The sequence below is a fragment of the Shinella sp. GW821-FHT10F02 genome, assembly GCF_058809275.1.
Genome location: NZ_JBXASL010000003.1, coordinates 42,379 through 68,469, shown reverse-complemented (window position 1 = coordinate 68,469; position 26,091 = coordinate 42,379). Strand labels below are relative to the sequence as shown.

The window sequence follows — 26,091 nt, the reverse complement described above, 5'->3', positions numbered from 1 at the left end:
TTCAGGGCCAGCAAAAGGGAACAGGGGAATGACTGATTACACCAAATACCTCACCAGCCAGGTCACGCTCGGCCAGATGAACCGCCGCGAATTCATGGGCCGTGCCGCTGCATTCGGCATCACCCTCGCCGTCGCCGGCACCATGTTCGACACCGCTGCCAAGGCGCAGGAGCCGAAGCGCGGCGGAGCCCTCAAACTCGGCCTCGAAGGCGCTGCCGCGACCGACTCGAAGGACCCCGCCAAGGCGCTCTCGCAGTTCATGTTCGTCGTCGGCCGCAACTGGGGCGACATGCTCGTCGAATCCGAGCCGCTGACCGGCAAGCCGGTTCCGGCACTTGCCGAATCCTGGGAGCCGTCCGCCGACGCCTCGACCTGGACCTTCGCCATCCGCAAGGGCGTGAAATTCCACGACGGCAAGGAACTGACGGTCGACGACGTCATCAAGACGCTGCAGCGCCACACCGACGAGAAGTCGGAATCGGGTGCGCTCGGCGTCATGAAGTCGATCAAGGAAATCAAGGCCGACGGCGACAAGCTGGTGCTCGTGCTGACGGAAGGCAATGCCGACCTGCCGCTGCTGCTCACCGACTACCACCTCGTCATCCAGCCGAATGGCGGCCTCGACGATCCGAACGCCATGATCGGCACCGGCCCCTACAAGGTCACGAGCTTCGAGGCCGGCGTGCGCGCCACCTTCGAGCGCAATGCGGATGACTGGCGCCAGGACCGCGGCTTCGTCGACTCGATCGAAATGATCGCGATGAATGACGCGACGGCCCGTATCGCGGCGCTGTCCTCCGGCCAGGTGCACTACATCAACCGCGTCGACCCGAAGACCGTCGACCTCCTGAAGCGCGCGCCGACCGTGGACATTCTCTCCACCTCCGGCCGCGGCCACTACGTGTTCATCATGCATTGCAACACGGCGCCGTTCGACAACAACGACCTGCGTCTGGCGCTGAAATATGCGATGGACCGCGAGACGATGCTGGAAAAGGTGCTCGGCGGCTACGGCAAGATCGGCAACGACTTCCCGATCAACGAGACCTATGCCCTCTTCCCCGAAGGCATCGAGCAACGCGCCTATGACCCGGACAAGGCGGCCTTCCACTACAAGAAGTCGGGCCACAGCGGCTCGGTCCTGCTGCGCACGTCCGACGTCGCCTTCCCGGGTGCCGTCGACGCCGCCGTTCTCTACCAGGAGAGCGCCAAGAAGGCCGGCATCGAGATCGAAGTGAAGCGCGAGCCTGGCGACGGCTACTGGTCGAACGTCTGGAACGTGCAGCCCTTCTCGACCTCCTACTGGGGCGGCCGCCCGACCCAGGACCAGATGTACTCGACCGCTTACCTCTCGAAGGCCGACTGGAACGACACGCGTTTCCTGCGCGAAGACTTCGACAAGATGGTTCTCGAGGCCCGCTCGGAACTCGACGAGGCCAAGCGCAAGGAAATGTACCGCACCATGGCCATGATGGTGCGTGACGAAGGCGGCCTGATCCTGCCGATGTTCAACGACTTCGTGAACGCCTGCGGCAAGAACGTGAAGGGCTACGTGCACGATATCGGCAACGACATGTCGAACGGCTATGTCGCAACCCGCGTGTGGCTCGACGCCTGATGACCGGCCGCGGACCGGCGCACGGTCCGGAGCTGACAGCAACGACGACTGCGGGCGAAGCCCCGCAGTCTGTCGGCGTTGCCGGGTCGGTTGCGTCCACTGGAGCCCCCTTCAACGAAGGTTCGCCCTCGTTCTGGGCGAAACTCAGCAAGAGCAGCCCCCTCGCTGCGCTCATTCTGCAACGCTTCGCGCTCAGCGTGGCTTTGCTCTTCGCCGTGTCCCTGATGATCTTCGGGGGCGTGGAAGCCCTGCCCGGCGACTTCGCCACCACCTATCTCGGCCAGTCCGCCACGCCGCAAGCCATCGAGAACATCCGCAAGGATCTCGGCCTCGACCAGCCGGCCACCACCCGCTACTTCAAATGGCTCGGCGGCGCCGTCCAGGGTGATTTCGGCAATTCCTGGGCGTCGAAAAACTCGGTCAGCGAGCAGATCGGCAAGCGCCTCGGCAATTCGCTGTTCCTCGCCTTCTTCGCGGCCATCATCTCGGTGCCGCTCGCCGTCGGCCTCGGCATGCTGGCGGTGCAATATCGAAACCGCCTGCCGGACAAGATCATCAACGTCATCTCGCTTGCGGCGATCTCGCTTCCCGAGTTCTTCGTCGGCTACCTGCTGATCCTGTTCTTCGCCGTGCAGATGGGCGTCGCGACCTTCCCCGCGACGGTCTATGAATCGATGACCATCGGCCAGCGCCTCTCCGCCATCGCGCTGCCGACGGCAACGCTGGTGCTGGTCGTGCTCGCCCACATGATGCGCATGACGCGGGCCGCGATCCTCAACGTCATGTCGTCCGCTTACGTGGAGACGGCCGAACTCAAGGGTCTCGGCAGCCTTCGCGTCATCGCGAAACATGCGGCTCCCAACGCGCTGGCGCCGGTCATCAACGTCATCGCACTCAACCTCGCCTATCTCGTGGTCGGCGTCGTCGTCGTGGAAGTGGTCTTCGTCTATCCCGGCATGGGCCAGTACATGGTCGACGCCGTGACGGTGCGCGACATGCCGGTGGTGCAGGCCTGCGGCCTGATCTTCGCCGCCTTCTACATCTTCCTCAACATGTTCGCCGATATCCTTGCGATCATCGCGAACCCCAGATTGAGGCACCCGCGATGAGACTTTCCTCCATTCCCGTCAGCGCCTGGGTCGGCATCCTGGGCATCGCGCTCTCCCTCTTCTGTGCCGTCTTTGCCCCCCTCATCGCCCCCTATGGCGAAAGCCAGATCGTCGGCTCCGTCTGGGAGCCGATGGGCGGCGCCTATCTTCTCGGCACCGACAATCTCGGCCGCGACCTCTTCTCGCGGCTGATCTTCGGCGCCCGCACCACGATCTTCGTGGCGCTGGCGGCAACCGTGCTCTCCTTCTCGCTGGGCATGCTGCTCTCCTTCATCGCGGCGGTGACGGGCGGGTTGATCGACCAGATCTTCTCGCGCTTCAACGACCTGATGATGGCGATCCCGACGCTGATCTTCGCGCTCGTCGTGCTCGCTGTACTGCCGCAGCAGCTCTGGATCCTCATCCTCGTGATGGCGGTCCTCGACTCAACCCGCGTCTACCGCATCGGCCGCGCCGTGGCGCTCGATGTGGCCGTCATGGAGTTCGTGGAAGCGGCGCGTCTTCGCGGCGAAGGCACGGGCTGGATCATCTTCCGGGAAATCCTGCCCAACACGCTCTCGCCGCTGCTCGCCGAATTCGGCCTGCGCTTCGCCTTCTCCATCCTGTTCCTCTCCACCCTCTCCTTCCTCGGCCTCGGCATCCAGCCGCCGGCAGCGGACTGGGGCGGCATGGTGAAGGACAACAAGGATGGCATCATCTTCGGCATTTCGGCCGCCCTCATTCCGGGTGGCGCGATTGCGGGGCTGGCCATCTGCGTCAACCTCGTCGTCGACTGGCTGATGAAACGCACCTCGAGCCTCAAGGGAGGGCGCGGCGATGCCTGATCTGCTGTCTGTCAAGAACCTCAAGATCGAGGCGACCAGCTACCCGCCGGGCGAGCCGCCGCGCACCGTTACCCTCGTCGAGGGCGTGTCCTTCGACGTGGAAAAGGGCAAGGTGCTCGGCCTCATCGGCGAATCCGGCGCCGGCAAGTCGACGATCGGCCTCACCGCCCTCGCCTATGGGCGCGGCGGGGTGCGGATCACCGGCGGCGAGGTGCTGCTGAACGGGCAGGACCTGCTGAAGCTCGGCCCCAACGGCATCCGCAAGGTGCGCGGCGCCAAGGTCTGCTACGTCGCGCAATCGGCGGCCGCGGCCTTCAACCCCGCCCACCGGCTCGGCGAGCAGGTGATCGAGGCCTCGCTGAAACACGGCATCATGAGCCGTGCGGACGCGGAAAAGCGCGCGCTCTACCTGTTCAAGGTGCTCGGCCTGCCAAGCCCGGAAACCTTCGGCCAGCGCTACCCGCACCAGGTCTCGGGCGGCCAGCTCCAGCGCGCCATGACCGCCATGGCGCTCTGCCCGAACCCGGAACTCATCGTCTTCGACGAGCCGACCACCGCGCTCGACGTGACGACGCAGATCGACGTGCTTGCCGCCATCAAGCACGCTATCGAAGAAACGAATACGGCCGCGCTCTACATCACCCACGACCTCGCCGTCGTGGCGCAGATCACGGACGACATCCTCGTGCTCCGGCACGGCAAGATGGTGGAATACGGCTCGGTGAAGCAGATCATCGAGGCGCCGACCCAGGACTATACCCGCGCGCTGGTCAACGTGCGCGGCACCAAGCGCGAGGAGGCGCCCGACCAGTCGGATACGCTTCTGAAGGTGGAGAACATCACTGCCGGTTATTCCAACGGTTTCAAGGTGTTGCAGAACGTCTCGCTGCACCTGCCGAAGGGCCAGACGCTGGCGGTGGTCGGTGAATCGGGCTCGGGAAAATCCACCCTCGCCCGCGTCATCACCGGCCTGCTGCCACCACAGGAGGGCACGATCAGCTTCGACGGCAAACCCTTGCCGAAGGCGCTGAAGGGCCGGTCGAACGACGAGTTGCGCCGGGTCCAGATGATCTACCAGATGGCCGACACGGCGATGAACCCGCGCCAGACGGTGCGCGACATCGTCGGCCGCCCGCTCACCTTCTACTACGGCATGCGCGGCGCCAAGAAGACCGAGCGGGTGAAGGAACTGCTGGAGCAGATCGAAATGGGCGGCCGCTTCGCCGACCGTTATCCGGCCGAGCTCTCCGGCGGCCAGAAGCAGCGCGTGGCGATCGCAAGGGCACTTGCGGCCCAGCCGGAACTCATCCTCTGCGACGAACCCACCTCCGCCCTCGACCCGCTGGTGGCCGAAGGCATCCTGAAACTGCTGCTGAAACTGCAGGACGAAACCCACGTCTCCTACATGTTCATCACCCACGACATCGCCATCGTACGCGCGATTGCCGACAGCGTGGCCGTGATGCACCGGGGAAAACTCGTCCGCTTCGGCCCGAAGTCAAAGGTGCTGTCACCGCCTTTCGACGATTATACCGACCTGCTGCTGAAATCCGTTCCCGAGATGGAAATCGGCTGGCTGGAAAAGGTGCTGACGACCCGACGCATGGAAAGCGCCGGCAACTGACAAAGCGGCGGGTGGCTTTGTCACCCGCCGCCGCCTGTCAAAAACCCGAAAACCTCTCCTCCGTCATCCTCGGGCTTGACCCGAGGATCCATCACTCGACGCAAACAGTGGATCCTCGGGTCAAGCCCAAGGATGACGGAGAGGATGGGGTTGGCCTCGCCAACAAACTCCGGCGGGCTTCAATCCCTCAATTCTGCGTGCAGGTCACATCCCCAAGCCGGCTGGCAGAGCCGCCTTCGACGCTCACCGTCTCATCCCCCCGCGCCGTACAATTGCCCTTCTCGCCGACGCCACTGCGGAATTTCACCATGGGCTGGCCTTCGATCATGATGCTCGGCACGATCTCGTAAAGCTCCGGCGGGCAATTCACCACGTCGGAGAGGCGCAGCGCCGGGGCGCCGCCGATGAAGACGCTTTTCGAGCCGGACAGGGCGCAAGCCGGGATGGGCACGGCCGCATCCTCGGCAAAGGACAGCGACGGCCCCGCCGCAAACATCCCGAATGCCAGGGCGACACCGGCAAACCGCAGAACCTTCATCATGCTTCTCCCTTTTCACGCGCCGCACGGGACAAGGCCCGCAAGGTTTCGAGCGCCCGTTCGGCATCCCGCTCCGGCACGAATATATGGTCGTGATGGTAGCCGGCAACCACGTTGGCGCTGATGCCGTCTGCCGTCAACGCCGTGGCAAAGGCCGCCGTCAGGCCGACGGCCTCCAGCGAGGAATGTACGGTGAGCGTGATCATCCGCATCGGCGGGCTGGCGGCAAGGCCATCCGCAGCATCGGCCGGCAGGATCAGCGTGATGCCCTCCTCCTCGCGGAAAAGCCCGATCGGCCCGCGCGACAGATGCGCCGCAAGCTCGCCCGCCGGCACGCTGGCATAGACGAAGCTGCCCTCCACCAGCGCCGGCTCCATGGTTGCGAGCAGCACGTCGAGGTCGGTGACGCCGCTCATGGCCGTGCCATCCGGCGGACCGCATCGCACAGCGCCGCAAAGCCGGCCTTCGCGCCTTCGCTCATGAAGCGCGCCCGAATCCACGCATGGATCATCTGCTTCTCCTCGCGAAATTCCACCGGCACGCCGGCCAGCACCAGCCGCGCCGCATAGGCCCGCGCATCATCACGCAGCGGATCGAAGAAAGCACCGGTGATGAAGGCGGGCGGCAGGCTGGCCAGGTTTTCCGCTCGTAGCGGAAAGGCATGCGGGTCATCCTTCGGCGCTTTGTAGATCTCGCGGTAATAGCTGGTATCGGCCGTCGAAAGTCCCGGCGCCTCCGCCATCTCCTCATAGGAGCCCGACACCAGATCGCCGCCGAGGCCCGGATAGATCAGCGCCTGCCCGACAATGCCCTTCAGCCCCTCATCGCGCGCCCGCAGCACGATGCCGGCCGCAAGATTGCCGCCCGCGCTGTCGCCGATGACGACGACGGGATGCGGCTCCAGCAGAAGATCGATCAGCACCGCCCAGCAATCGTCGAAGGCGGCGGGCCAGACGTGCTCCGGCGAAAGCCGGTAATCGACGGAGACAAGTTCGGCCCCCGCTGCCTCGGAGATTTCGGCACAGATCGCATCATGGCTGTCGAGCGACCCGACGACGAAGCCGCCGCCATGAATGTAAAACAGCCGCGTCTCGGTCGAGACCACAGTCGGCCGGTAGCGGCGGACCGGAATGCGCTCCGCGACGAGGCCGTCCACCTTGACCATGCCCGCTGGCGCCGGCGCATCGAAGACGGCGCAGAGCGCATTGTACCAGGCGCGCTGCTGCACGATGTCCGCATCGACGGCATCGGCGGGATAAAAATCCTCGCAGCGCTGGTGGAAGGCAAGAATGCCCGCTTCGCTGGGCATGGGACGTCCGGTCATGGCAACTCCTCGTCGATTGCCGGCATCATAACCATGCTACGCAACAAGACCTGTCCCGTCAGCGGCTTTCCCACGGAATTTTCGCCGCTTGCCTCGCCGGACCCCGCCATATTAACTGCCGCCATGGCATTCACCTTCCGGCAATTGCAATATTTCGTCGCCGTCGCGGAACAGGGTTCGGTGACGCGCGCCGCGCAAAACCTTTCGATCTCGCAATCCTCCATCACCGAGGCGATCAAGGAACTCGAATCCGATCTTGGCGTCGAGCTGTTCGATCGCCACCCGCGCGGGCTGACCACGACGCATAACGGCCACCAGTTCCTGCGCCACGCGACAAAGATCCTCGCCGACGTCTCCGATGCGCGCCGCTCCTTCTCCGACAACCGCACGGCCGAAAAGGGCCAGCTCAATCTCGGCGTCACCTCGCTCGTCGCCGGCTACGTGCTGTCGGACCTGCTCTCCCGCTACCGCCGCGCCTTCCCCGGCATCGATGTCAGCGCCATCGAGGACAACGGCTCCTATCTCGAACACCTGCTGGTCGGCGGCGAGCTCGACGTCGCGGTCATGGTCATCTCAAACCTGCGCGACCGCATGGCGCTTCAGGCGGAAATCATCGAGACTTCGCCCTATCGGCTCTGGCTGCCGATCGGCCATCCCCTCGTCTCCGCCGATATCATCTCCGTCAGCGATATCGCCAAGGAACCGCTGATCATGCTGACCGTCGACGAAATCGAGGAGAACACGGGCAAGCTGCTCTCGGCGCTGGGTGCCCGCCCCCATGTCGCCTTCCGCACCCGCTCGGTGGAAGCCGTGCGCAGCCTGGTCGCCACCGGCGCCGGCATAGCGCTCCTGCCCGACCTCGTCTACCGCCCCTGGTCGCTGGAAGGCGACCGCATCGAAAGCCGCGACGTGTCCGGCGCGCTGCCGGTCGTGCAGGTCGGCATGGTCTGGCGCAAGGGCTCCAGCCTGCCGCAGGCGGCGCGGGATTTTGTGGGGCTGGCGGAGGCTTTACGCAGCGGGCGCGGGCGATAAAGCTATCGGTTTCGGAATTTCCGATAGCGACATTCTGATTAATGAATTTGCGAAAGCGGCGAAATCGCGGCACCTTTTCTTTCGGGAACAATACCGCACGAAGCGGATCACACCGGGAGACTGACATGAAGCGACTTCTGCATTCCTGCACCGCGCTCACCCTTTCGCTCGCCTTCACCGCATCCGCCCTTGCCCAGGAGCCGCTGAAGGAGCTTGGCGCCGGCGAAGGCGAAGTGTCCATCGTCGCCTGGGCCGGCTATATCGAGCGCGGCGAGACGGACAAGAACTACGACTGGGTCACCGAATTCGAGAAGAAGACAAGCTGCAAGGTCACCGTGAAGACCGCCGCAACCTCCGACGAAATGGTCGCCCTGATGAACGAAGGCGGCTTCGACCTCGTCACCGCCTCGGGCGACGCGTCGCTCCGCCTTGTCGCCGGCAAGCGCGTCCAGCCGATCAACACCGACCTCATCCCGAGCTGGAAAACCGTCGACGAGCGCCTGCAGAACGCGCCCTGGCACACGGTGAATGGCGTGCACTACGGCACCCCCTATCTCTGGGGCCCGAATGTGCTGATGTACAACACCGATGCCTTCAAGGACGAGGCGCCGAAGAGCTGGAACGTCGTCTTCGAAGAAATGACGCTGCCGGACGGCAAGTCGAACAAGGGCCGCGTGCAGGCCTATGACGGCCCGATCCATATTGCCGATGCCGCGCAATACCTGATGGCGCACAAGCCGGATCTCGGCATCAAGGATCCCTACGAGCTCAACGAAGACCAGTACAAGGCCGCCCTCGACCTCTTGCGCGTCCAGCGCACGCTCGTCGGCCGCTACTGGCACGATGCGATGATCCAGATCGACGACTTCAAGAACGAAGGCGTTGTGGCGTCCGGCTCCTGGCCGTTCCAGGTGAACCTGATGCAGGCGGAAAAGCAGAAGATCGCCTCGACCTTCCCGGAAGAAGGCGTGACGGGCTGGTCAGACACGACCATGCTGCATGCCGAAAGCCAGCATCCGAACTGCGCCTATATGTGGATGGAACACTCGCTGTCCGCCAAGGTGCAGGGTGACGCCGCCGCCTGGTTCGGCGCGGTACCTTCGGTTCCGGCCGCCTGCAAGGGCAATGCGCTGCTCACCGACGAAGGCTGCAAGACCAACGGTTTTGAGAACTTCGAGAAGATTCACTTCTGGCGCACGCCGGTCGCCAAGTGCGAAAGCCAAAGCGAATGCGTGCCCTACCACCGCTGGGTCTCCGACTATATCGGCGTGATCGGCGGACGTTGATTTAGAACGGCGCGGCATACACCAACCGATCTCCCCCCTTGTGGGGGAGATGTCACCGAAGGTGACAGAGGGGGGTGGCCGCGAAGCGGCAAAATCTTACGGAGCGGGTGGGTTACCCCCCTCTGCCCTGCCGGGCATCTCCCCCACAAGGGGGGAGATTGACGAGTTGCGCCGTCTTCTACCCATGACGACGATTTGCGATGGGCGCTCGCTGCCCTTGCCCAAATAACACCCGGAGCCCCCATGACCGCCGTCCTGTTCCAGCAAGTCTCCCGCCATTTCGGTGCCGTGCGCGCCGTCGATAGCGTGGATCTCGCGATTGCCGAGGGCGAGTTCTTCGCCATGCTGGGGCCGTCGGGGTCCGGCAAGACGACCTGCCTGCGCCTGATGGCCGGCTTCGAGCAGCCGACGTCCGGCCATATCGAGATTTTCGGCGAGACGGCGGAGGGCGTGCCGCCCTACCGGCGCAACGTCAACACGGTGTTCCAGGACTATGCGCTGTTCCCGCATCTCTCGATCCTCGAAAACGTCGCCTATGGGCTGATGGTCAAGGGCGTCGCCAAGGCGGAACGGCTGAAGGCCGCCGAAGAGGCGCTCGCCATGGTGAAACTGCCCGGCTACGGCACGCGCCGGCCCGGCCAGCTTTCCGGCGGCCAGCGGCAGCGCGTGGCGCTCGCAAGAGCGCTGGTCAACCGCCCCCGCGTGCTGCTGCTCGACGAACCGCTCGGCGCGCTGGACCTCAAACTGCGCGAGCAGATGCAGGAAGAGCTGAAATCGTTGCAGAAATCGCTCGGCATCACCTTCGTCTTCGTCACGCATGACCAGGGCGAGGCGCTCTCCATGGCCGACCGCATCGCCGTGTTCAACGACGGCAGAATCCAGCAGCTCGGTACGCCGGAAGAGGTCTACAAGCGGCCGAAGACGCGCTTCGTCGCGGATTTCGTCGGCTCCTCCAATGTGCTGCCGCCGGATTTCGTGGCGGGCCTCGGCTTTGGCAAGGGCTATGCCAGCCTGCGCCCGGAAGCGATTGCGCTTGGCGAGAGCGGGCCGGGGCGCAAACATTTCACCGGCCGCGTTGTCGCCGCGAGTTTTCTGGGCGCGGCGAACCGCGTGACGGTCGAGGCGGCGGGCGCCCGGGTCGCCGCCATGGTGCCGGCCTCGCTCGCGGTGCCGGCCGAGGGCGAGACGGTCACCTTCTCCTTCCTGGCCGACGACCTGCACCAGATGGACGGCGCCCAATGACGATCGCCGCCGACACCTCCATCCTCGCGCGCCGCGAAAACACCTCCGGGCGGCTTTCGGATTTCTTCTGGCGCAACCCGAAGATTCTGCTGCTCCTGATGCTGACACCGCCGCTCCTCTGGCTCGGCGTCATCTATCTCGGCTCGCTCTTCGCGCTGCTGTTGCAGAGCTTTTTCTCGATCGACGACTTTTCCGGGCTGATCAACTACGAGTTCACGCTCGCGACCTATCGCCAGCTGCTCATCCCGTCGAATTTCGACATCATCCTGCGCACCGTCGTCATGGCCGTGCTGGTGACGCTCGCCTCCGCCGTCATCGCCTTCCCGATCGCCTATTATGCGGCGCGGTATGCCAGGGGAAAATGGAAGGTCATCTTCTATCTCGGCGTCATGCTACCGCTCTGGTCGAGCTATCTGGTGAAGGTCTATGCCTGGAAGCTGATCCTCGCCAAGGAAGGTATCGTCACCTGGGCGCTCGCCAAGCTCAACCTGCTGTGGGTGCTGGATGCCTGGCTGTCGCTGCCGGTCGTCGGCGGCACGTCGCTGTCGATCAGCTATACCGGCACCTTCATCGTCTTCATCTATGTGTGGATGCCCTTCATGATCCTGCCGATCCAGGCAGCGCTGGAGCGCGTGCCCGGCAACCTGATCGAGGCCTCCGCCGATCTCGGCGGCCACCCGGCGCAGACCTTCCGCTATGTGCTCTTCCCCTTGGCACTGCCCGGCATCATCGCCGGCTCGATCTTCACCTTCTCGCTAACCTTGGGCGACTACATCATCCCGCAGATCATCGGCTCGTCGCGGCTCTTCATCGGCCAGGCGGTTTATGCCCAGCAGGGTACGGCCGGCAACATCCCGCTCGCCGCCGCCTTCACCGTCGTGCCGATCGTCATCATGGGCCTCTATCTCTGGATGGCCAAGCGACAGGGGGCCTTCGATGCGCTCTGACCGAAACACCTCCGCGCCGCTGGGCCTGAAGATCGCCGCCGGTGCCGGCCTCGCTTTCCTGCACCTGCCGATCCTGCTGATCTTCCTCTATGCCTTCACGACTGAGGAGAAGAGCTACCAGTTCCCGCCACCGGGCTACACGCTGCAATGGTTCGCCGTTACCTGGAACCGGCCGGATGTCTGGGCCGCGATGGGCCTTTCGGTACGCGTCGCCGCGATCTCGACGGCTATCGCGCTGGTGCTCGGCACGCTTTGCGCCGCCGCGGTCAGCCAGACGAAATTCTTCGGCCGCGAGACGATCTCGCTGCTCGTCATCCTGCCGATCGCGCTGCCCGGCATCATCACCGGCATCGCGCTGCGCTCGGCCTTTTCCTTCGCGGAAATCCCCTTCTCGTTCTGGACCATCGTGCTCGGCCACGCGACCTTCTGCGTCGTGGTCGTCTACAACAATGCGGTCGCCCGCTTCCGCCGCGTCTCGGGCTCGCTGATCGAGGCGTCGATGGATCTCGGCGCCGATGGCTTCCAGACCTTCCGCTACATCATCCTGCCGAATATCGGCACCGCCCTGCTTGCCGGCGGAATGCTCGCCTTCGCGCTCTCGTTCGACGAGGTGATCGTGACGACCTTTACCGCCGGCCAGCAATCGACCCTGCCGATCTGGATGCTGGAGGAGCTCGTGCGCCCGCGCCAGCGGCCGGTGACGAACGTCGTCGCCATGGTCGTCGTGCTGCTGACCTTCCTGCCGATCCTCGGCGCCTACTACCTCACCCGCGACGGCGACCAGGTCGCCGGCGGCGGCAAATGACGACACAAGGGAGAACATCGATGGACACCCAAATGCTGATCGGCGCGCGCTTCGAGGCCGGCACGGAAGTCGAGGAGCACATCCTGAACCCGAAGACCGGCGCCAAGATCGTCGACCTGCCGGAAGCCTCCTATGCGCAGATCGACGCCGCGGTGGACGCCGCCGAAAAGGCCTTCGTCTCCTGGGCCACCACCACGCCCGCCGAACGCTCCGGCTACCTCTTGAAGATCGCCGACGCGATCGAGAAGGATGCCGACGCCTTCGCGGCGCTGGAATCGCTGAATTGCGGCAAGCCGATCAACGCGGCGCGCAATGACGAACTGCCGGCGATCGTCGATTGCTGGCGCTTTTTTGCAGGCGCCATCCGCTCGCTCAATGCGCCGGTCGCCGCCGAATACCTGCCGGGCTTCACCTCCATGGTGCGCCGCGACCCGATCGGCATCGTCGGCTCGATTGCGCCGTGGAATTATCCGCTGATGATGATGGCGTGGAAGCTGGCGCCGGCCATTGCCGGCGGCAACACGGTGGTCTTCAAGCCCTCCGAGCAGACGCCGCTGACGGCTCTGAAGATGGCGAAGCTCTTGGCCGATATCCTGCCGGAGGGCGTGGTCAACATCGTGCTCGGCCGCGGCGAGACGGTTGGCAATGCGCTGATCAACCATCCGAAGATCAACATGGTGTCGATCACCGGCGATGTCGCGACCGGCAAGAAGGTGCTGGCGGCGGCCGCAAAAACCGTCAAGCGCACCCATCTGGAACTCGGCGGCAAGGCCCCGGTCGTCGTCTTCGACGATGCGGACCTTGAGGCCGTTGTCGCGGGCATCCGCGCCTTCGGCTATTACAATGCCGGCCAGGACTGCACGGCCGCCTGCCGCATCTATGCGCAGGACGGCATCTACGAAAAGCTCGTCGCCGACCTCTCCGCCGCCGTTTCGACCATCAAATACAACGACCCGGACGACTCGTTGAACGAGATCGGCCCGCTGATCTCGAAACGCCAGCGTGACCGCGTGGCGAGCTTCGTCGAGCGCGCATCCGAACTGAAACATGTCGAGATTACCACGGGTGGCCGCGCCGGCAGCGACGAGGGCTATTTCTTCCAGCCGACGGTGGTGGCCGGCGCCACGCAGGACGACGAGATCGTGCGGCGCGAAGTGTTCGGCCCCGTCGTCTCCGTCACGCGCTTTTCCGAGGCCGACCAGGCGGTCAGCTGGGCGAACGACAGCGACTACGGCCTCGCCTCCTCCGTCTGGACCAAGGACATCGGCAAGGCGATGAAGGCCGCCGCCCGCCTGCAATACGGCTGCACCTGGATCAACACGCATTTCATGCTGACGACCGAGATGCCGCATGGCGGCGTCAAGCAGTCGGGCTATGGCAAGGACATGTCGATCTACGCACTGGAGGACTACACCGCCGTACGCCACGTCATGATCAGCCACGGCTGACGGAAACTTTTGGCCGCTCCGGCGGTTCCGCTCCCGGGATGTTGGTTCCCGGGAGAACGGCATGAAGATTTTATCCCGCACGGCGACTGCAACCGCCGCCCTGGTCGGCGCGCTGACCTTCTCGCAGGCGCCGGAATTCGCGCAGCAATACCAGCAGCGCCTCGGCGGCGCGCTCGATGAACTGCGCATCATCGTCGCCGATTTCGACCGCGACGCCACGCTCGCCGGCATCGACCGCACACAGGCGCTCGCCATCTATGACGGCGCCGGTGAACCCTTCCTGCGCAACCGGGGCCAATCGATGCGGCGCACGCTTACCCGTTTCGAGACGATCGCCCGCCAATCCGCCGGCATGGCCCGGACGTCGCCCTTCGCAAAACCCTTCGCGCTCCTGCGCAATGCCGACGACATGATCCTCACCAATGCCTGGCGGGATTTCCAGCCGGCCGTTCCCGTGACACCGGCCGGCCTTCTCTGGGCGACGACAGGTGCTGGCCTCGGCTGGGGGCTGGTCGGCGCGGCGAGAACGCTGCGCCGCTTTCGCCGCCATCGCCCTGTCTCTGCAAGCCAACTCACCTGACCGGGAACTTTTTTTGCCCTCGCGCGTCCTTCTGTCCATACATCTGGAGACACCGCCATGCTGAAATGGGCACTGATTTTCCTCGTCATCTCGCTGATCGCCGGCTTCCTCGGCTTCTCCGGCGTCTCGGCGGCAACGGCGACGATCGCCAAGATCCTGTTCGCGATCGCCATCGTCATCTTCTTGATTTTCCTCGTGCTTGCACTGATGGCCGGCAGCCTCGCCTTCTGAGTGCAATTCATCCCCAACCTGTGTTGCGCGCCGGCAACACAGGTTGAATCATGACTGTTCCAGTCATATAATTTGTTGCAGCGATCTGAATCCTGATAAAAACGGTCATCTTATTGATCCGCTTCGTCAGAAAGAGCCCGCATGCACAAGCCTCCCCGCACGATGTTCCGCCTGGCGCTCGCCGGTACGTCCCTCCTCACGCTCGCCACGGTCGCCCTTGCGCAGGACCAGGCAGCGACGGCACAGGGCGGCGCGACCGTTCTCGAGGACATCGTCGTGGATGGCGGCAGCGGCGGCGTCATCACCGCGGATGGTTATGTCGGCAAGAGCAGCGCGACGGGCGCCAAGGTCGATACGCCCTTCATCCAGACCCCGCAGTCGATCTCCTCGGTCACACAGCAGCAGCTCGAAGACCGCAACCCGCAGACCCTGCTCGACACGCTCGCTTATACGCCCGGCACCCGTGTCGGCGGCTACGGCTTCGACCCACGTTTCGACAGCTTCACGGTGCGCGGCTTCGACGTGACCTATACCGGCGTCTTCCGCGACAACCTGCGCCAGCCGGGCGCCGGCTCCTCGCTGTTCAAGACGGAGCCCTACGGCCTCGAAGGCGTGTCCATCCTGCGCGGCCCCTCCTCGGCGCTCTACGGCGCCTCCGGTGCCGGCGGCCTCTACAACCTCATCAGCAAGCGCCCGACGGAAGAGGCGCTGCGCGAGGTGCAGGTGCAATACGGCAGCCACGACCGCTACCAGGGCCAGTTCGACCTTTCCGGCCCGATCAACGACGAAGACCCCTTCTACTATCGCCTGACCGGCCTCATGCGCAGCGCCGACACCGAACAGGTCGGCGTGCCCGACGACCGCGCCTATATCGCGCCGGCCTTCACCTGGAAGCCGGACGAGGACACGCGCCTCACCATCCTCGGCGAATATTCGCGCACCAAGACGGGCGGCACGGCGGCCTATTATTATGACCCGGCCACCGGCAAGGTCAGCGATTTCTTCGCCGGCAACCCGGCCTATAACGACTCCATCCAGAACCAGGGCCGCGTCGGCTACGAGTTCGAGCGCCGCCTGAACGAGACCTTCACCTTCCGCCAGAACGCCCGCGCCTCCTGGCTCAACGTCGATGCCGACTGGGCCTTCGCCTACCAGCCGAACGCCGCCGATCCGACGCTGCTTGACAGCAGCGCCGGCACGTTCGAGGAGTGGCTGAACACCTACACGATCGACAATCAGCTCGAAGCGAAGTTCGAGACCGGTGCGCTGGAACACACGCTCTTGACCGGCGTCGATTTCACCAAGGTCTACTGGAAGTCGCTGAACGGCTACGGCGTCTCGCCGCCGCTCGACATCAACGACCCGACGCGCGGCCGCCCGGTCGATCCCATCGCCTTCCAGACGAAGAGCGTACAGGACCAGCTCATCACCGGCCTCTACATGCAGGACCAGATCCGCTACGACGCGCTGACCTTCACGCTCGGCGGCCGCTACGACTGGGTCTCGACCGACACCGACAACACGGACCTCGCCTCCGGCGCCCTCGACACGATCAGCCAGGACGACCGCGCCTTCACCTGGCGCGCCGGCGTGACCTATGAGACCGAATGGGGCATCACCCCCTATGCCAGCTACTCGACCGCGTTCTCGCCCAATGCCGGCGTGAACATGGCGACCGGCAACCCCTTCAAGCCGACCGAGAGCGAACAGCAGGAAGTGGGCGTGAAATACCTGCTGCCGGACAGCAACACGCTCATCACCGCCGCGCTCTTCAACATCGACCAGACCAACGGCCTCTATTACGAAGTCGTCGATCTGCCGACCGGCCCGGCCAACATCCAGGTGCAGCGCGGCAAGCTGCGCTCGCGCGGCCTGGAGCTTGAAGCCTCCACCAGCCTCGATAACGGCCTGTCGCTGATCGCCTCCTACACCTATACGCAGGCGAAGATCATCGACGGCCCGGCCGGCACCGTCGGCAACGACGTCTCCTCCATCCCGCGCCACATGGCCTCGCTCTGGGCGCATTACGATATGCCGGAAGACGGCGCGCTTGCCGGCCTCGGTTTTGGCGCTGGCGTGCGTTTCACCGGCTCCAGCTACGGCAGCGACGAAAATGTCTCGAAGAACGCGTCGCGCGCCTTCGTCGACGCATCGATCGACTACGATTTCGCCGCGATCAACAAGGAGTTCGAGGGCCTGAAGCTGCAGGTCAACGCCACCAACCTGTTCGATCGTCAGGATGCCGTGTGCTCGGCCGGTTTCTGCTACCGCGACCAGGGCCGCACGGTCATCGGCAGCCTGAAGTATTCGTGGTAAGCCCTTGACAAACCTTTCCTCCCAGGACGGCGAAACCGCCTTCAGGCCCCAGGGCCTGAAGGCGGTCTTTACCGGCGAGCACGCCTGGTGCGGCGAGAAGATGATGCTCTCGTCGGACCTCGACGGCGCGGTGCCGCTCGGCGATTTCCTGGCGGGGGACGGGTTTTCGCAAACACTCGACCGCTATGCCGCGGTCCACGGCAGCGCGGACCGGCGCGCCGTCGCCTCCTTCTGGTCGCTCTACTATTTTTCCGCGCTGACCATTCCCTATGTCGTCGCGCGCCGGGCGGAGATAACCCCGCCCATCGCGCTCGACGAGATGACCATCGCCATCGGTGAGGACGGCCTGCCGCGCGCCTTCGGCCTGCCGCATGAGGGCGACTGGAGCGAAAGCAAGGGCCTCGTCGACGTCATCACACCGCTGGTCGATTGCCACCTCGCCCGTGTCGTCGCGCTGTTCAAAGAAAAGACCGGCATCGCGCCGAAACTCGCCTGGAACAATGCGGCCGTCTATATCGACTATGCCTTCAACGCGACCGACCGGTCGCCCGCCGAAGGCGATGACCATTGGCCGTCCCGCCAACTCTTCGATTGCCCGCAACTGGCAAATGGCAGCCGCAACCCCTTTCACGGCTGCCTGCGCCATGAGATGGAAGAAGGCGCGGTCCACTGTCGCCGGAAAGTCTGCTGCCTGCGCTACATGCTGCCCGGCATTCCCGGCTGCGGCGAACTCTGCGCCCTGCCGGAACTGAGAAAACAATGACCATGCGCCTCCTCGCCCTCGCTGCCTTCCTGCTCCTCGCCGCGCTGCCGGCCCGCGCCGAGGTGCAGTACCCGTTGACCGTCACGGACGCGCTCGGCCGCGAGGTCACCATTCCGGCCGAGCCCAAGGCCGTGCTGCTCGGCAGCGGCTTCAACCTGGTGGCGCTGTCGCTGGTGCATCCCGATCCGGTGAGCGTCCTTGCCGGCTGGGCAAGCGACATGAAGGGCGACAACCCGGAAATCTATGCGCGCTTCAAGGACAAGTTCCCGAAGATCGAGGAGGTGCCGATCATCGGCGACGGCATCACCGTGTCCTTCGAGGCGGCGCTGTCGCTGAAGGCCGACCTCGCCATCCTCGCCAACTGGCAGGCCGACACCGAACTTGGCAAGCAGGCGATCGGCTATCTGGAACAGACCGGCGTGCCCGTCGTCGTCGTCGATTTCAACAGCGACGCGCTGAACAACACCGCCGGCAACATGCGCCTGCTCGGCAAGGTGATGAACCGCGAGGAGCAGGCGAACGCGTTTGCCGATTTCTACGAGGCGCGCGTCAAGCGCATCCGCGACCGGGTGGCCGAACACAAGGAACCCGGCCCGACCGTGCTGATGGACGCCTTCCCGAACCCGGAAAAGTGCTGCTATGCCTATGGCACCGGCGGCCTCGGCGCCTTCATCGCCATCACCGGCAGCCGCAACATCGCCGAAAGCCTGCCGGCGCAGGGCGGCATCATCAGCTCGGAATTCCTCGTCGCGGCCAATCCGGACGTATATATCGCCACCGCCTCGCCGGGCGGCACCTACAGCGCCTTCTCCATCGGCCCCGGCGTCGATGCGAACGAGGCGCGCGAGACGCTGGCGCGCGCCGTGTCCAGCCCCTTCCTCGCCAATCTGAAGGCGGTGAAGGACGAACGCGTCCATGGCCTGTGGAATTTCTTCAACGCCGTGCCGCTCAATATCCTCGCCGCGGAGGCCTTTGCGCACTGGCTGCGCCCGGAGATTTTCGGCGATATCGATCCCGACCGGACAATGAAGGAAATCAACGAGCGCTTCGCCGCCGTGCCCTTCGACGGCGCCTATTGGATCAGCCTCAAGGCAAAGTGACGGGCGCGGCCTTTCGACGGGCCGCCGCGCACGCTATATGATGCCCAGGAGGACCTGAATGATCTGGGCATTCGCAGTCGCAGCGGCGGCAATTCTATATCTCGCACTACGCTTCCGGCGCTTTCAGAGTTGGGTCGAACCCGCACTCACCATCGTGGTGGCCATCGGCCTTGCCGCAGCACTGCTCATCTGGTTCGTGGAAGAGCGCGCGCCCTCCGGCGAGGTCGTGGTGCAGGACACGGCGGCGCCGGCGCTTTCGGCGGACAATGTCGAGCTCTCCGAAACGGAGGCGAACGCCGGCCAGACGAAGACGAGTTTTCGGGTAACGGGCCGCATCACCAACAAGGGCACGGTGCCCATGCAGTCCTTCCGCCTCGATGTCGTGCTGTCCGATTGCCCGAACGGCACCTGCCGGGAGGTCGGCCGCGACGACGCGCTGATCGTGCTGCGCGTGCTGCCGGGCGAAAGCCAGGCCTTCAGCACCTTCGCCGTCTTCCCCGGCAGCGACATCACCCCCGTGACCACGCCCGAATGGGATTTTGGCGTGCGCGACGTGCGGGCCTACGGGCGCTAGGCTTCGTCGGCACCTTCATCGAGCATCGCGTTGACCCGGTCGCCGGAGATTGCAGCGGACAATTTGACGAAGCTGCCATCCTTGATGATGGCCTCCATCTGCTCGGCGATTGCCGCATGGGTGACGCGGGCGATGGTCGAGCCGAGCGAGATGCGGCGCACGCCCATCTCCGCGAATTGCGGCACCGTAAGCTGGCGCAGCGGCCCCGCGGCGAGCGCATTGACCGGTTTCGAAACCGACTGCACGACGCGACGCAACTCCTCCGCACCCGGCGGCACCGGCACATAGACGAGATCGGCGCCGGCCTTTTCGAAGGCCTGGATGCGCCGGATGGCCTCATCCAGATCGTAGACGCCGTTCATCACGCCATCGGCGCGCGCGCAGAGAATGAAGGGTTGGCCGAGCGACCGGGCCGCGTCGGCGGCAGCGCGGATGCGCTCCACGGCGAGGTCGAAAGCATAGGCCGGGTTGCCCTCGACCATCTGCGTGTCCTCGATCGAGCAGCCGGACAGGCCGACTTCGGCGGCAAGCCGGATCGTCTCGGCAACATCCTCCGGCGCATCGGCAAAACCGTTCTCGAAATCGCCCGAGACCGGCAGCGGCGTGGCGCGCACGAGGTCTTCGGCATGTTTCAGCGCCTCCTCGCGGGTGACGCGGCCCATGTCCGGGCGGCCGAGCGTGAAGGCGAAGCCGGCGGAGGTGGTGGCGAGCGCCACGGCGCCGGCCGCCGCCATCATGCGGGCGGAGCCGATATCCCAGGGGTTCGGGATGACGAAGCAGCCCGACTGGTGCAGCGCGTGGAAACGTTCGTGGCGTTCGGCAAGCGTCGTCATGCCCTTACCCTTTCCGACTTTGGATCGTACATCGGAACAAGCGAGGCTTCTGCCTTCACCCGCACGCCGGCAATCTCGATCTCGTAGCGGGAGGCGAGCACATCCGCCTCGCTTTCGCCGGCGCAGGGAACATAGCCCATGCCGATGGCGCCGCCGAGATGGTGGCCGTAATTGCCCGAAGTGATGGTGGAGACGATCTTGCCGTCGCGCACCAGCGCTTCGTTGTGGAAGAGCAGCGGCTGCGGATCGGTAAGCCGGAACTGCACCATGCGGCGCTTCAGCCCCTCCTCTTCCTTCCGCAGAACGGCGTCGCGGCCGAGGAAGTCGCCCTTCTTGGTGCGCACGGCAAAGCCGAGGCCCGCTTCGAGCACATGGTCCTCGTCCGTGATGTCATGGCCGAAATGGCGGAAGGCCTTTTCGATGCGGCACGAATCGAGCGTGTGCAGGCCGCAGAGTTTCAGGCCCACATCGGCGCCTGCCGCCTCCAGCGCCTCGAAGACATGCGCGGTCTGGTCGGTGGAGACGTAAAGCTCCCAGCCAAGTTCGCCGACATAGGTGACGCGGTGGGCGCGGGCAAGGCCCATGCCGACCTCGATCTGCCGGGCGGAGGCGAAGGGATGCGCCGTATTGGAAAAATCGTTCGGGCTCACCTTCTGCATGAGGTCGCGCGCCTTCGGCCCCATGACGCAGAGCACGCTTTCGGCCGCCGTGACATCGGTGATGACGACGAACTCATCATTGAGATGCTTGCGCAGCCAGGCAAGGTCGCGCTGGAGTGTGGCGCCCGGCACGACGAGGAAGAAGGCGGTCTCCGAAAGCCGCGTCACCGTCAGGTCGCTCTCTATGCCGCCGCGCTGGTTCAACATCTGGGTATAGACGATCTTGCCGGGGGCAACGTCCATCTGGTTGGCGCAGAGTTTTTGCAGGAAGGCAAGCGCATCGCGGCCCTCCACGCGGATCTTACCGAAAGAGGTCATGTCGAAGAGGCCGACGCCGTTGCGCACGGCAAGGTGCTCTTCTTTCTGGTTCTCGAACCAGTTCTGCCGCTTCCACGAATAGCGGTATTCCCGCTCCTGCCCCTCTTTCGCAAACCAGTTGGCGCGCTCCCAGCCCGCCACCTCACCGAACACCGCGCCGCGCGCCTTCAGGTGCTCATGCAGCGGCGAGCGCCGCACGCCGCGGGCCGTCGCCATCTGGCGATAGGGGAAATGGTCGGCATAGAGCAGGCCAAGCGTTTCGGAGACGCGGTCCTTGAGATAGGCACGGTTCTTCTGGAAGGGCTGGGCGCGGCGGATATCGACCTCCCAGAGATCGAACGGCGCCTCGCCGTCGTTCATCCATTGCGCCAGCGCCATGCCGGCACCGCCGGAGGAGACGATGCCGATGGAATTGTAGCCGGCGGCGACCCAATAGCCCTTCAGCTCCGGCGCTTCGCCGAGATAATAGCGGTCGTCCGGCGTAAAGCTTTCCGGGCCGTTGAAGAAGGTGTGGATGCCGGCGGTTTCCAGCATCGGCATGCGGTTGATGGCGTTTTCGAGGATCGGCTGGAAGTGATCGAAATCCTCCGGCAACTGGTCGAAGCAGAAATCTTCCGAGATGCCGTCCATGCCCCAGGGCTTGGCTTTCAGCTCGAAGGCGCCGATCAGCATCTTGCCGGCATCTTCCTTGTAGTAGGTGCATTCGTCCGGCACGCGCAGCACTGGCAGCCGTTGCAGGTTCGGGATCGGCTCGGTGACGATATAAAAGTGCTCGCAGGCATGCAGCGGCAGCGTGACGCCCGACATATCGGCGAGCGTGCGCCCCCACATGCCGGCAGCATTGACGACGTTTTCCGTCTCGATCGTGAACGTCTCGCCGTTCTGCTCGCAGGTGACCCCCGTCACGCGGCCATCTTTGGTCACCACCGACGTGACCTTGACACCCTCGATGACGGTCGCGCCGTTCTGCCGCGCCCCCTTTGCCAAGGCCATGGCGATGTTCGCCGGGTCGCACTGGCCGTCGAGCGGCAGGTGCACGGCGGCCTTGATATCCGCCGTGTTGAGATGCGGATACATCGCCTTCACCTCGTCGACGGTGATTTCACGCACGTCGATGTCGAAGGCGCGGGCGAGCGAGGCCTGGCGGTAGATTTCTTCCTTGCGCTCCTCGGTGAGCGCCACGGTCATCGAGCCGCACTGGCGCATGCCGGTGCCGATGCCGGTCTCCGCTTCGAGCTTGGTGTAGAGGTCGGCTGAATATTTCGCGAGCCGCGTCATGTTCTGCGAGGCGCGCAATTGGCCGATCAGGCCCGCCGCATGCCAGGTGGTGCCGGAGGTGAGCTGCTTGCGCTCCAGCAGCACCACATCCGTCCAGCCGAGTTTGGCGAGATGGTAGGCGACCGAACAGCCGGAGACACCGCCGCCGATGATGACGGCTCTCGCCTTCGAAGGGATGGGCTTGCTCATGCACGCAATCTTTCATTGTTGGGGTCGAAGAGCGGGCCGTCGGGCTGGACCACCGCCTTGAAACGGTCGCCATAGATCTCGACCTCGATTTCCGTGCCCGGCACGGTGAGGTCGGCCCTGAGCATGCCGAGCGCGATGGACTTGCCGGTGCGATAGCCCCAGTTGCCCGAGGTCGTCTCGCCGACCACCTTCCCGCCGTGCCAGAGCGTCGACATGTAGGGTGCGTCGCACTCGCCGGCCTCCACCGTCAGCGTCACGAAGCGTTTTGTCACGCCCTGCTGCTTCTCCCGCTCCAGCGCCGCCTTGCCCTTGAAGTCAGGCTTCGTCCAGTCGACGAAGCGGTCGAGGCCGCCCTGAAGGATGGTGTAATCGGTCGAAAGGTCGCCCTTCCAGGCGCGATAGCTCTTTTCGATGCGCAGCGAATCCAGCGCCTCCATGCCGAAAGGCTTGAGCCCGTGTTTCTGCCCCGCCCCCCAGACGGCATCGAAGATCGTGGCCGTGTCTTCCACCTTGGTGTGGATTTCCCAGCCGAGTTCCCCGGCAAAGGACACGCGCACGAGCTGGCACCAGCGGCCGGCGATCTGGCAGCTCTGGTGGGTGAGCCAGCCCTTCGCGAGGTCGGCATCGGTCACTTCGGCGAGGATGGCACGGGAGTTCGGGCCGGAGAGGATCTGGCAGGAAAAACTTTCCGTCACGTCGTCGATGGTAAAGGCGGCATCCTTGGGCAGGTGCTTTTGCAGCCATTCGAAATCGTGCCACTGGGCGGTCGCGGCCGTGATCAGGAAGAAGAAATCCTCGTCCAGCATCATGACGGACATTTCCGTGACGATGCGGCCCTTGTCGTCGGAGAAATAGGCAAGGCCGATGCGGCCGGGTTTCGGCAGCTTGCCGGTTGTGAGCGTCGAGAGCCACGCCGTCGCCCCCTCGCCCTTCACGCGGAAGCGCGAGAAACCGGGAAGGTCGAGAATGCCGGCAGCCTCGGTGACGGCACGGCATTCCGCTTCGATGCGCGCCCGCCAGGGGCCTTCGCGGTTCCAGGTCTGGGTGGATTCTTCCGAAAGGTCGTCGCCGGGCTCGGCGTACCAGTTGGCGCGCTCCCAGCCGTTATAGGGCTTGAACTGCGCGCCGAGCGCCTTGATGCGATCGTGGATCGGCGAGAGTTTCTGGTCGCGCCCGGCCGGCCAGGCGTGTTTCGGGAAATGCATGGCATATTCGTGGCCGTAGATTTCCATGCCCTTGGCGACACAATAATCCTTGTCGGCGGCGAAGGATGTGTAGCGGCGCGGGTCGCAGGACCACATGTCCCATTCCGTCTCGCCCTCCGTCACCCATTCCGCCAGCACCTTGCCCGCACCACCCGCCTGGCAGATGCCGAAGGTGAAGACGCAGGCTTCAAAAGCGTTCGGCACGCCGGGCATCGGCCCGAGCAGCGGGTTGCCGTCCGGCGCATAGGGGATCGGGCCGTTGATCATGCGCGACAGGCCGGCGGTACCGAGGATCGGCACGCGCTCGACGGCGTCGTTCAGATACCATTCGAGCCGGTCGAGATCGTCTGGAAAAAGCTGGAAGGAAAAATCGTCCGGCATCGGATCGTCCGGCGTCACCCAGTGCGCCTTGCAATTGCGCTCATAGGGACCGAGGTTCATGCCGGTCTTTTCCTGGCGCAGATAGTAGGAACTATCGACGTCGCGCAGCAGCGGCAGCTTGTGGCCGGCTTCGCGCGACCAGGCGGCGAGTTCGGGAATTTCCTCGAACAGCATGTACTGATGGCTCATCACCATCATCGGCACATCGCGGCCGAACCATTTGCCGACCTCGCGGGCATAATAGCCGGCGGCGTTGACGACCTTCTCGCAGCGAATTTCCCCCTGCGGCGTCGAAATCACCCACTCGTCCCCCTCCCGGCGCGCGCCGGTGGCGGGACAGAAGCGGAAGATTTTCGCGCCCATGTCGCGCGCGCCCTTCGCCAGCGCCTGTGTGAGCTGCGCCGGGTCAATATCGCCGTCATAGGGGTCGTAAAGTGCGCCGGTCAGGTCATGCGTTTCGAGGAAGGGATATTTTCCGCGCATCTCGTCGGGCGAAAGGATATCGAGGTCCATGCCCTGGTAACGGCCCATGCCGACGACACGCTTGAACTCCTGCAACCGCTCCTTCGAATGGCCGAGGCGGATCGAACCGGTGACGTGGTAATTCATCGGGTAATCGACCAGCGCGCCCAGCTCCCGGTAGAGCGAGGCCGAATAGCGCTGCATGTTCATGATCGACCAGGAGGAGGAGAAGGTCGGCACGTTGCCGGCGGCGTGCCAGGTGGAGCCGGCGGTCAGCTCGTTCTTTTCCAGCAGCACGCAATCCGTCCATCCGGCCTTGGCCAGGTGATAGAGCGCCGAAGCGCCCACGGCGCCTCCACCGATGATGACGACACGGGCGTGGCTTGGCAGTGCGGACATTCTCGTTCCCCTTCTTTGCCCAGGATTTGTGGCAACCAAAGCGCTGCGCAGCAAGCCGCGGAATTCCCTTTATTAATCGATACCTTCGATTACACTTGCGCCAAACACTGGGAAAAAATGGCGCATCCATGCAGATTATCCTGATCGAGACATTCCTGGACCTCATGGAAACCCGAAATTTCAACCGCACGGCGGAGCGCCTGAACATCACGCAATCGACCGTCACCCACCGCATCAATGCGCTGGAAGCCACGTTCGCGCGAAAACTCTTTGCGCGCAACAAGGGCGGCACGCAGCCGACCGCTGCGGGCCTGCGATTCCTCGATCACGCCAAGGCGCTGCAGCACCAGTGGCACGAGGCGGCGCGCGCGGTGGAAACGGCCGGCGCCTATGAACGCTCCATGCGCATCGGCCTGCAGCACGACCTCGCCGCCCACTATGCCGGCGACTGGCTTTCGGCGGTGCGCAAGGAACTGCCGGGCACGTCGATCTACCTGGAGGTCGACTATTCCAACCAGATGAACCGTGACCTCGACGCGGGCGACCTCGACCTCGCCATCCTCTTCACGCCGCATTACCTGCCGGACCTGCACTATGAGCGCATCGGCGACGTGGTCTACGAGATGGTGAGCAACAGGGTGGCTTCGATCCAAGACGTGAAGCCGGAGGACTATATCCAGGCCGTCTATTCGCCGGCCTTCGACCGGCTGCACCGGCAGGCCCATCCGGGGCTCTCCACCGCGCCCATCGCCAGCGGCGAAACGACCGCCATCCTGGCGCTGATGCAGAAGCTCGGCGGCTCCGCATATGTGCCGGCCGCCGATGCCAGGCGGCTCATCGGCACCGGCGCGGCAAGCCGGGTCGCCGGCGCCGAGCCGATCGCGCAGGCCGTCTATGCCGCCGTCAACGTGCGCACGCGCCACGCCCACCAGCACCGGCGCATCATCGCCATCCTTCAGACGCTGCTTGCCGCCTGAGCCATTGAAACCACCCGGCGCCACGCCTA

General features: G+C 64.6%; 23 protein-coding genes. 17 read left to right on the top strand and 6 right to left on the bottom strand.

Annotation, left to right across the window (positions count from 1 at the left end; all coding sequences use genetic code 11):
- Nucleotides 1–28 precede the first annotated feature (28 nt).
- Genes AC1RWL_RS10065 through AC1RWL_RS10050 form a run of 4 tightly spaced genes read left to right on the top strand, consistent with a single transcriptional unit; the run spans nucleotide 29 to nucleotide 5,175 of the window.
- The gene (locus AC1RWL_RS10065) at nucleotides 29–1,618 is read left to right on the top strand and encodes an ABC transporter substrate-binding protein (RefSeq protein ID WP_256117256.1); all 1,590 of its coding nucleotides are present in this window, start codon (nucleotides 29–31) and stop codon (nucleotides 1,616–1,618) included.
- Nucleotides 1,618–2,727 (top strand): ABC transporter permease, encoded by a 1,110-nt coding sequence (locus AC1RWL_RS10060; protein ID WP_493094897.1) that lies wholly within the window; start codon nucleotides 1,618–1,620, stop codon nucleotides 2,725–2,727. The genes AC1RWL_RS10065 and AC1RWL_RS10060 overlap by 1 nt, the downstream gene beginning before the upstream one ends.
- A complete protein-coding gene (locus tag AC1RWL_RS10055; RefSeq protein ID WP_256117258.1) occupies nucleotides 2,724–3,551 on the top strand; it encodes an ABC transporter permease in 828 nt (275 codons plus the stop codon). Before AC1RWL_RS10060 ends, AC1RWL_RS10055 begins: the two co-directional genes overlap by 4 nt.
- Nucleotides 3,544–5,175, top strand: a complete 1,632-nt coding sequence (locus tag AC1RWL_RS10050; protein WP_493094898.1) for an ABC transporter ATP-binding protein — start codon at nucleotides 3,544–3,546, stop codon at nucleotides 5,173–5,175. Before AC1RWL_RS10055 ends, AC1RWL_RS10050 begins: the two co-directional genes overlap by 8 nt.
- Nucleotides 5,176–5,362: 187 nt before the next feature.
- Here the strand turns inward: AC1RWL_RS10050 and AC1RWL_RS10045 are convergent, their stop codons facing one another.
- From AC1RWL_RS10045 to AC1RWL_RS10035, 3 genes are read right to left on the bottom strand one after another with little or no spacing between them, the layout of a single operon-like run.
- Nucleotides 5,363–5,716 (bottom strand): PAAR domain-containing protein, encoded by a 354-nt coding sequence (locus AC1RWL_RS10045; protein WP_492646909.1) that lies wholly within the window; start codon nucleotides 5,714–5,716, stop codon nucleotides 5,363–5,365.
- Nucleotides 5,713–6,129, bottom strand: a complete 417-nt coding sequence (locus AC1RWL_RS10040; protein ID WP_435267897.1) for an ACT domain-containing protein — start codon at nucleotides 6,127–6,129, stop codon at nucleotides 5,713–5,715. The genes AC1RWL_RS10045 and AC1RWL_RS10040 overlap by 4 nt, the downstream gene beginning before the upstream one ends.
- Nucleotides 6,126–7,037 carry an alpha/beta hydrolase gene (locus AC1RWL_RS10035; protein WP_493094899.1) on the bottom strand — a complete coding sequence of 304 codons (912 nt, stop codon included), beginning with the start codon at nucleotides 7,035–7,037 and terminating at the stop codon, nucleotides 6,126–6,128. Before AC1RWL_RS10035 ends, AC1RWL_RS10040 begins: the two co-directional genes overlap by 4 nt.
- Before the next feature lie 123 nt (nucleotides 7,038–7,160).
- Between AC1RWL_RS10035 and AC1RWL_RS10030 the strand changes: the two genes are divergently transcribed.
- The 12 genes from AC1RWL_RS10030 to AC1RWL_RS09975 all read left to right on the top strand — a co-directional run bounded on the left by AC1RWL_RS10030 (nucleotide 7,161) and on the right by AC1RWL_RS09975 (nucleotide 19,361).
- Complete coding sequence (locus AC1RWL_RS10030) at nucleotides 7,161–8,069, top strand: LysR family transcriptional regulator (RefSeq protein ID WP_306031837.1); 909 nt, start codon at nucleotides 7,161–7,163, stop codon at nucleotides 8,067–8,069.
- Nucleotides 8,070–8,194: 125 nt separating this feature from the next.
- On the top strand, nucleotides 8,195–9,355 hold the full coding sequence (locus AC1RWL_RS10025; protein ID WP_256117266.1) for an ABC transporter substrate-binding protein: 1,161 nt from the start codon (nucleotides 8,195–8,197) through the stop codon (nucleotides 9,353–9,355).
- Between the two features lie 243 nt (nucleotides 9,356–9,598).
- Complete coding sequence (locus tag AC1RWL_RS10020) at nucleotides 9,599–10,597, top strand: ABC transporter ATP-binding protein (RefSeq protein ID WP_493094900.1); 999 nt, start codon at nucleotides 9,599–9,601, stop codon at nucleotides 10,595–10,597.
- Nucleotides 10,594–11,544, top strand: a complete 951-nt coding sequence (locus AC1RWL_RS10015) for an ABC transporter permease (RefSeq protein WP_256117268.1) — start codon at nucleotides 10,594–10,596, stop codon at nucleotides 11,542–11,544. The genes AC1RWL_RS10020 and AC1RWL_RS10015 overlap by 4 nt, the downstream gene beginning before the upstream one ends.
- A complete protein-coding gene (locus tag AC1RWL_RS10010) occupies nucleotides 11,534–12,349 on the top strand; it encodes an ABC transporter permease (protein ID WP_439616386.1) in 816 nt (271 codons plus the stop codon). The genes AC1RWL_RS10015 and AC1RWL_RS10010 overlap by 11 nt, the downstream gene beginning before the upstream one ends.
- A gap of 20 nt (nucleotides 12,350–12,369) precedes the next feature.
- Entirely contained in the window at nucleotides 12,370–13,797 is a 1,428-nt protein-coding gene (locus tag AC1RWL_RS10005) for a gamma-aminobutyraldehyde dehydrogenase (RefSeq protein ID WP_439616387.1), read from the top strand.
- A 61-nt stretch (nucleotides 13,798–13,858) separates the two neighbouring features.
- On the top strand, nucleotides 13,859–14,377 hold the full coding sequence (locus tag AC1RWL_RS10000) for a DUF2937 family protein (protein WP_493094901.1): 519 nt from the start codon (nucleotides 13,859–13,861) through the stop codon (nucleotides 14,375–14,377).
- 57 nt (nucleotides 14,378–14,434) lie between these two features.
- Nucleotides 14,435–14,608, top strand: coding sequence for a DUF1328 domain-containing protein (locus AC1RWL_RS09995; protein WP_256117273.1), 174 nt, complete (start codon nucleotides 14,435–14,437; stop codon nucleotides 14,606–14,608).
- A 141-nt stretch (nucleotides 14,609–14,749) separates the two neighbouring features.
- On the top strand, nucleotides 14,750–16,924 hold the full coding sequence (locus AC1RWL_RS09990) for a TonB-dependent siderophore receptor (RefSeq protein ID WP_493094902.1): 2,175 nt from the start codon (nucleotides 14,750–14,752) through the stop codon (nucleotides 16,922–16,924).
- A gap of 100 nt (nucleotides 16,925–17,024) precedes the next feature.
- Complete coding sequence (gene fhuF / locus AC1RWL_RS09985) at nucleotides 17,025–17,687, top strand: siderophore-iron reductase FhuF (RefSeq protein ID WP_493094960.1); 663 nt, start codon at nucleotides 17,025–17,027, stop codon at nucleotides 17,685–17,687.
- Nucleotides 17,684–18,787, top strand: coding sequence for an ABC transporter substrate-binding protein (locus AC1RWL_RS09980; RefSeq protein WP_493094903.1), 1,104 nt, complete (start codon nucleotides 17,684–17,686; stop codon nucleotides 18,785–18,787). Before fhuF ends, AC1RWL_RS09980 begins: the two co-directional genes overlap by 4 nt.
- A 58-nt stretch (nucleotides 18,788–18,845) precedes the next feature.
- Nucleotides 18,846–19,361: a hypothetical protein gene (locus AC1RWL_RS09975; protein ID WP_493094904.1), complete on the top strand. Its 516-nt coding sequence runs from the start codon at nucleotides 18,846–18,848 to the stop codon at nucleotides 19,359–19,361.
- On the opposite strand, the gene AC1RWL_RS09970 is transcribed toward AC1RWL_RS09975, so the two are convergent.
- The 3 genes from AC1RWL_RS09970 to AC1RWL_RS09960 are packed head-to-tail and all read right to left on the bottom strand — an operon-like array spanning nucleotide 19,358 to nucleotide 25,085.
- A complete protein-coding gene (locus tag AC1RWL_RS09970) occupies nucleotides 19,358–20,194 on the bottom strand; it encodes an isocitrate lyase/PEP mutase family protein (RefSeq protein WP_493094905.1) in 837 nt (278 codons plus the stop codon). The genes AC1RWL_RS09975 and AC1RWL_RS09970 overlap by 4 nt on opposite strands.
- Nucleotides 20,191–22,638 carry a GcvT family protein gene (locus AC1RWL_RS09965; RefSeq protein ID WP_493094906.1) on the bottom strand — a complete coding sequence of 816 codons (2,448 nt, stop codon included), beginning with the start codon at nucleotides 22,636–22,638 and terminating at the stop codon, nucleotides 20,191–20,193. The genes AC1RWL_RS09970 and AC1RWL_RS09965 overlap by 4 nt, the downstream gene beginning before the upstream one ends.
- On the bottom strand, nucleotides 22,635–25,085 hold the full coding sequence (locus AC1RWL_RS09960) for a GcvT family protein (RefSeq protein ID WP_493094907.1): 2,451 nt from the start codon (nucleotides 25,083–25,085) through the stop codon (nucleotides 22,635–22,637). The genes AC1RWL_RS09965 and AC1RWL_RS09960 overlap by 4 nt, the downstream gene beginning before the upstream one ends.
- 128 nt (nucleotides 25,086–25,213) lie before the next feature.
- Between AC1RWL_RS09960 and AC1RWL_RS09955 the strand changes: the two genes are divergently transcribed.
- Nucleotides 25,214–26,062, top strand: coding sequence for a LysR family transcriptional regulator (locus AC1RWL_RS09955; protein ID WP_493094908.1), 849 nt, complete (start codon nucleotides 25,214–25,216; stop codon nucleotides 26,060–26,062).
- Nucleotides 26,063–26,091 lie beyond the last annotated feature (29 nt).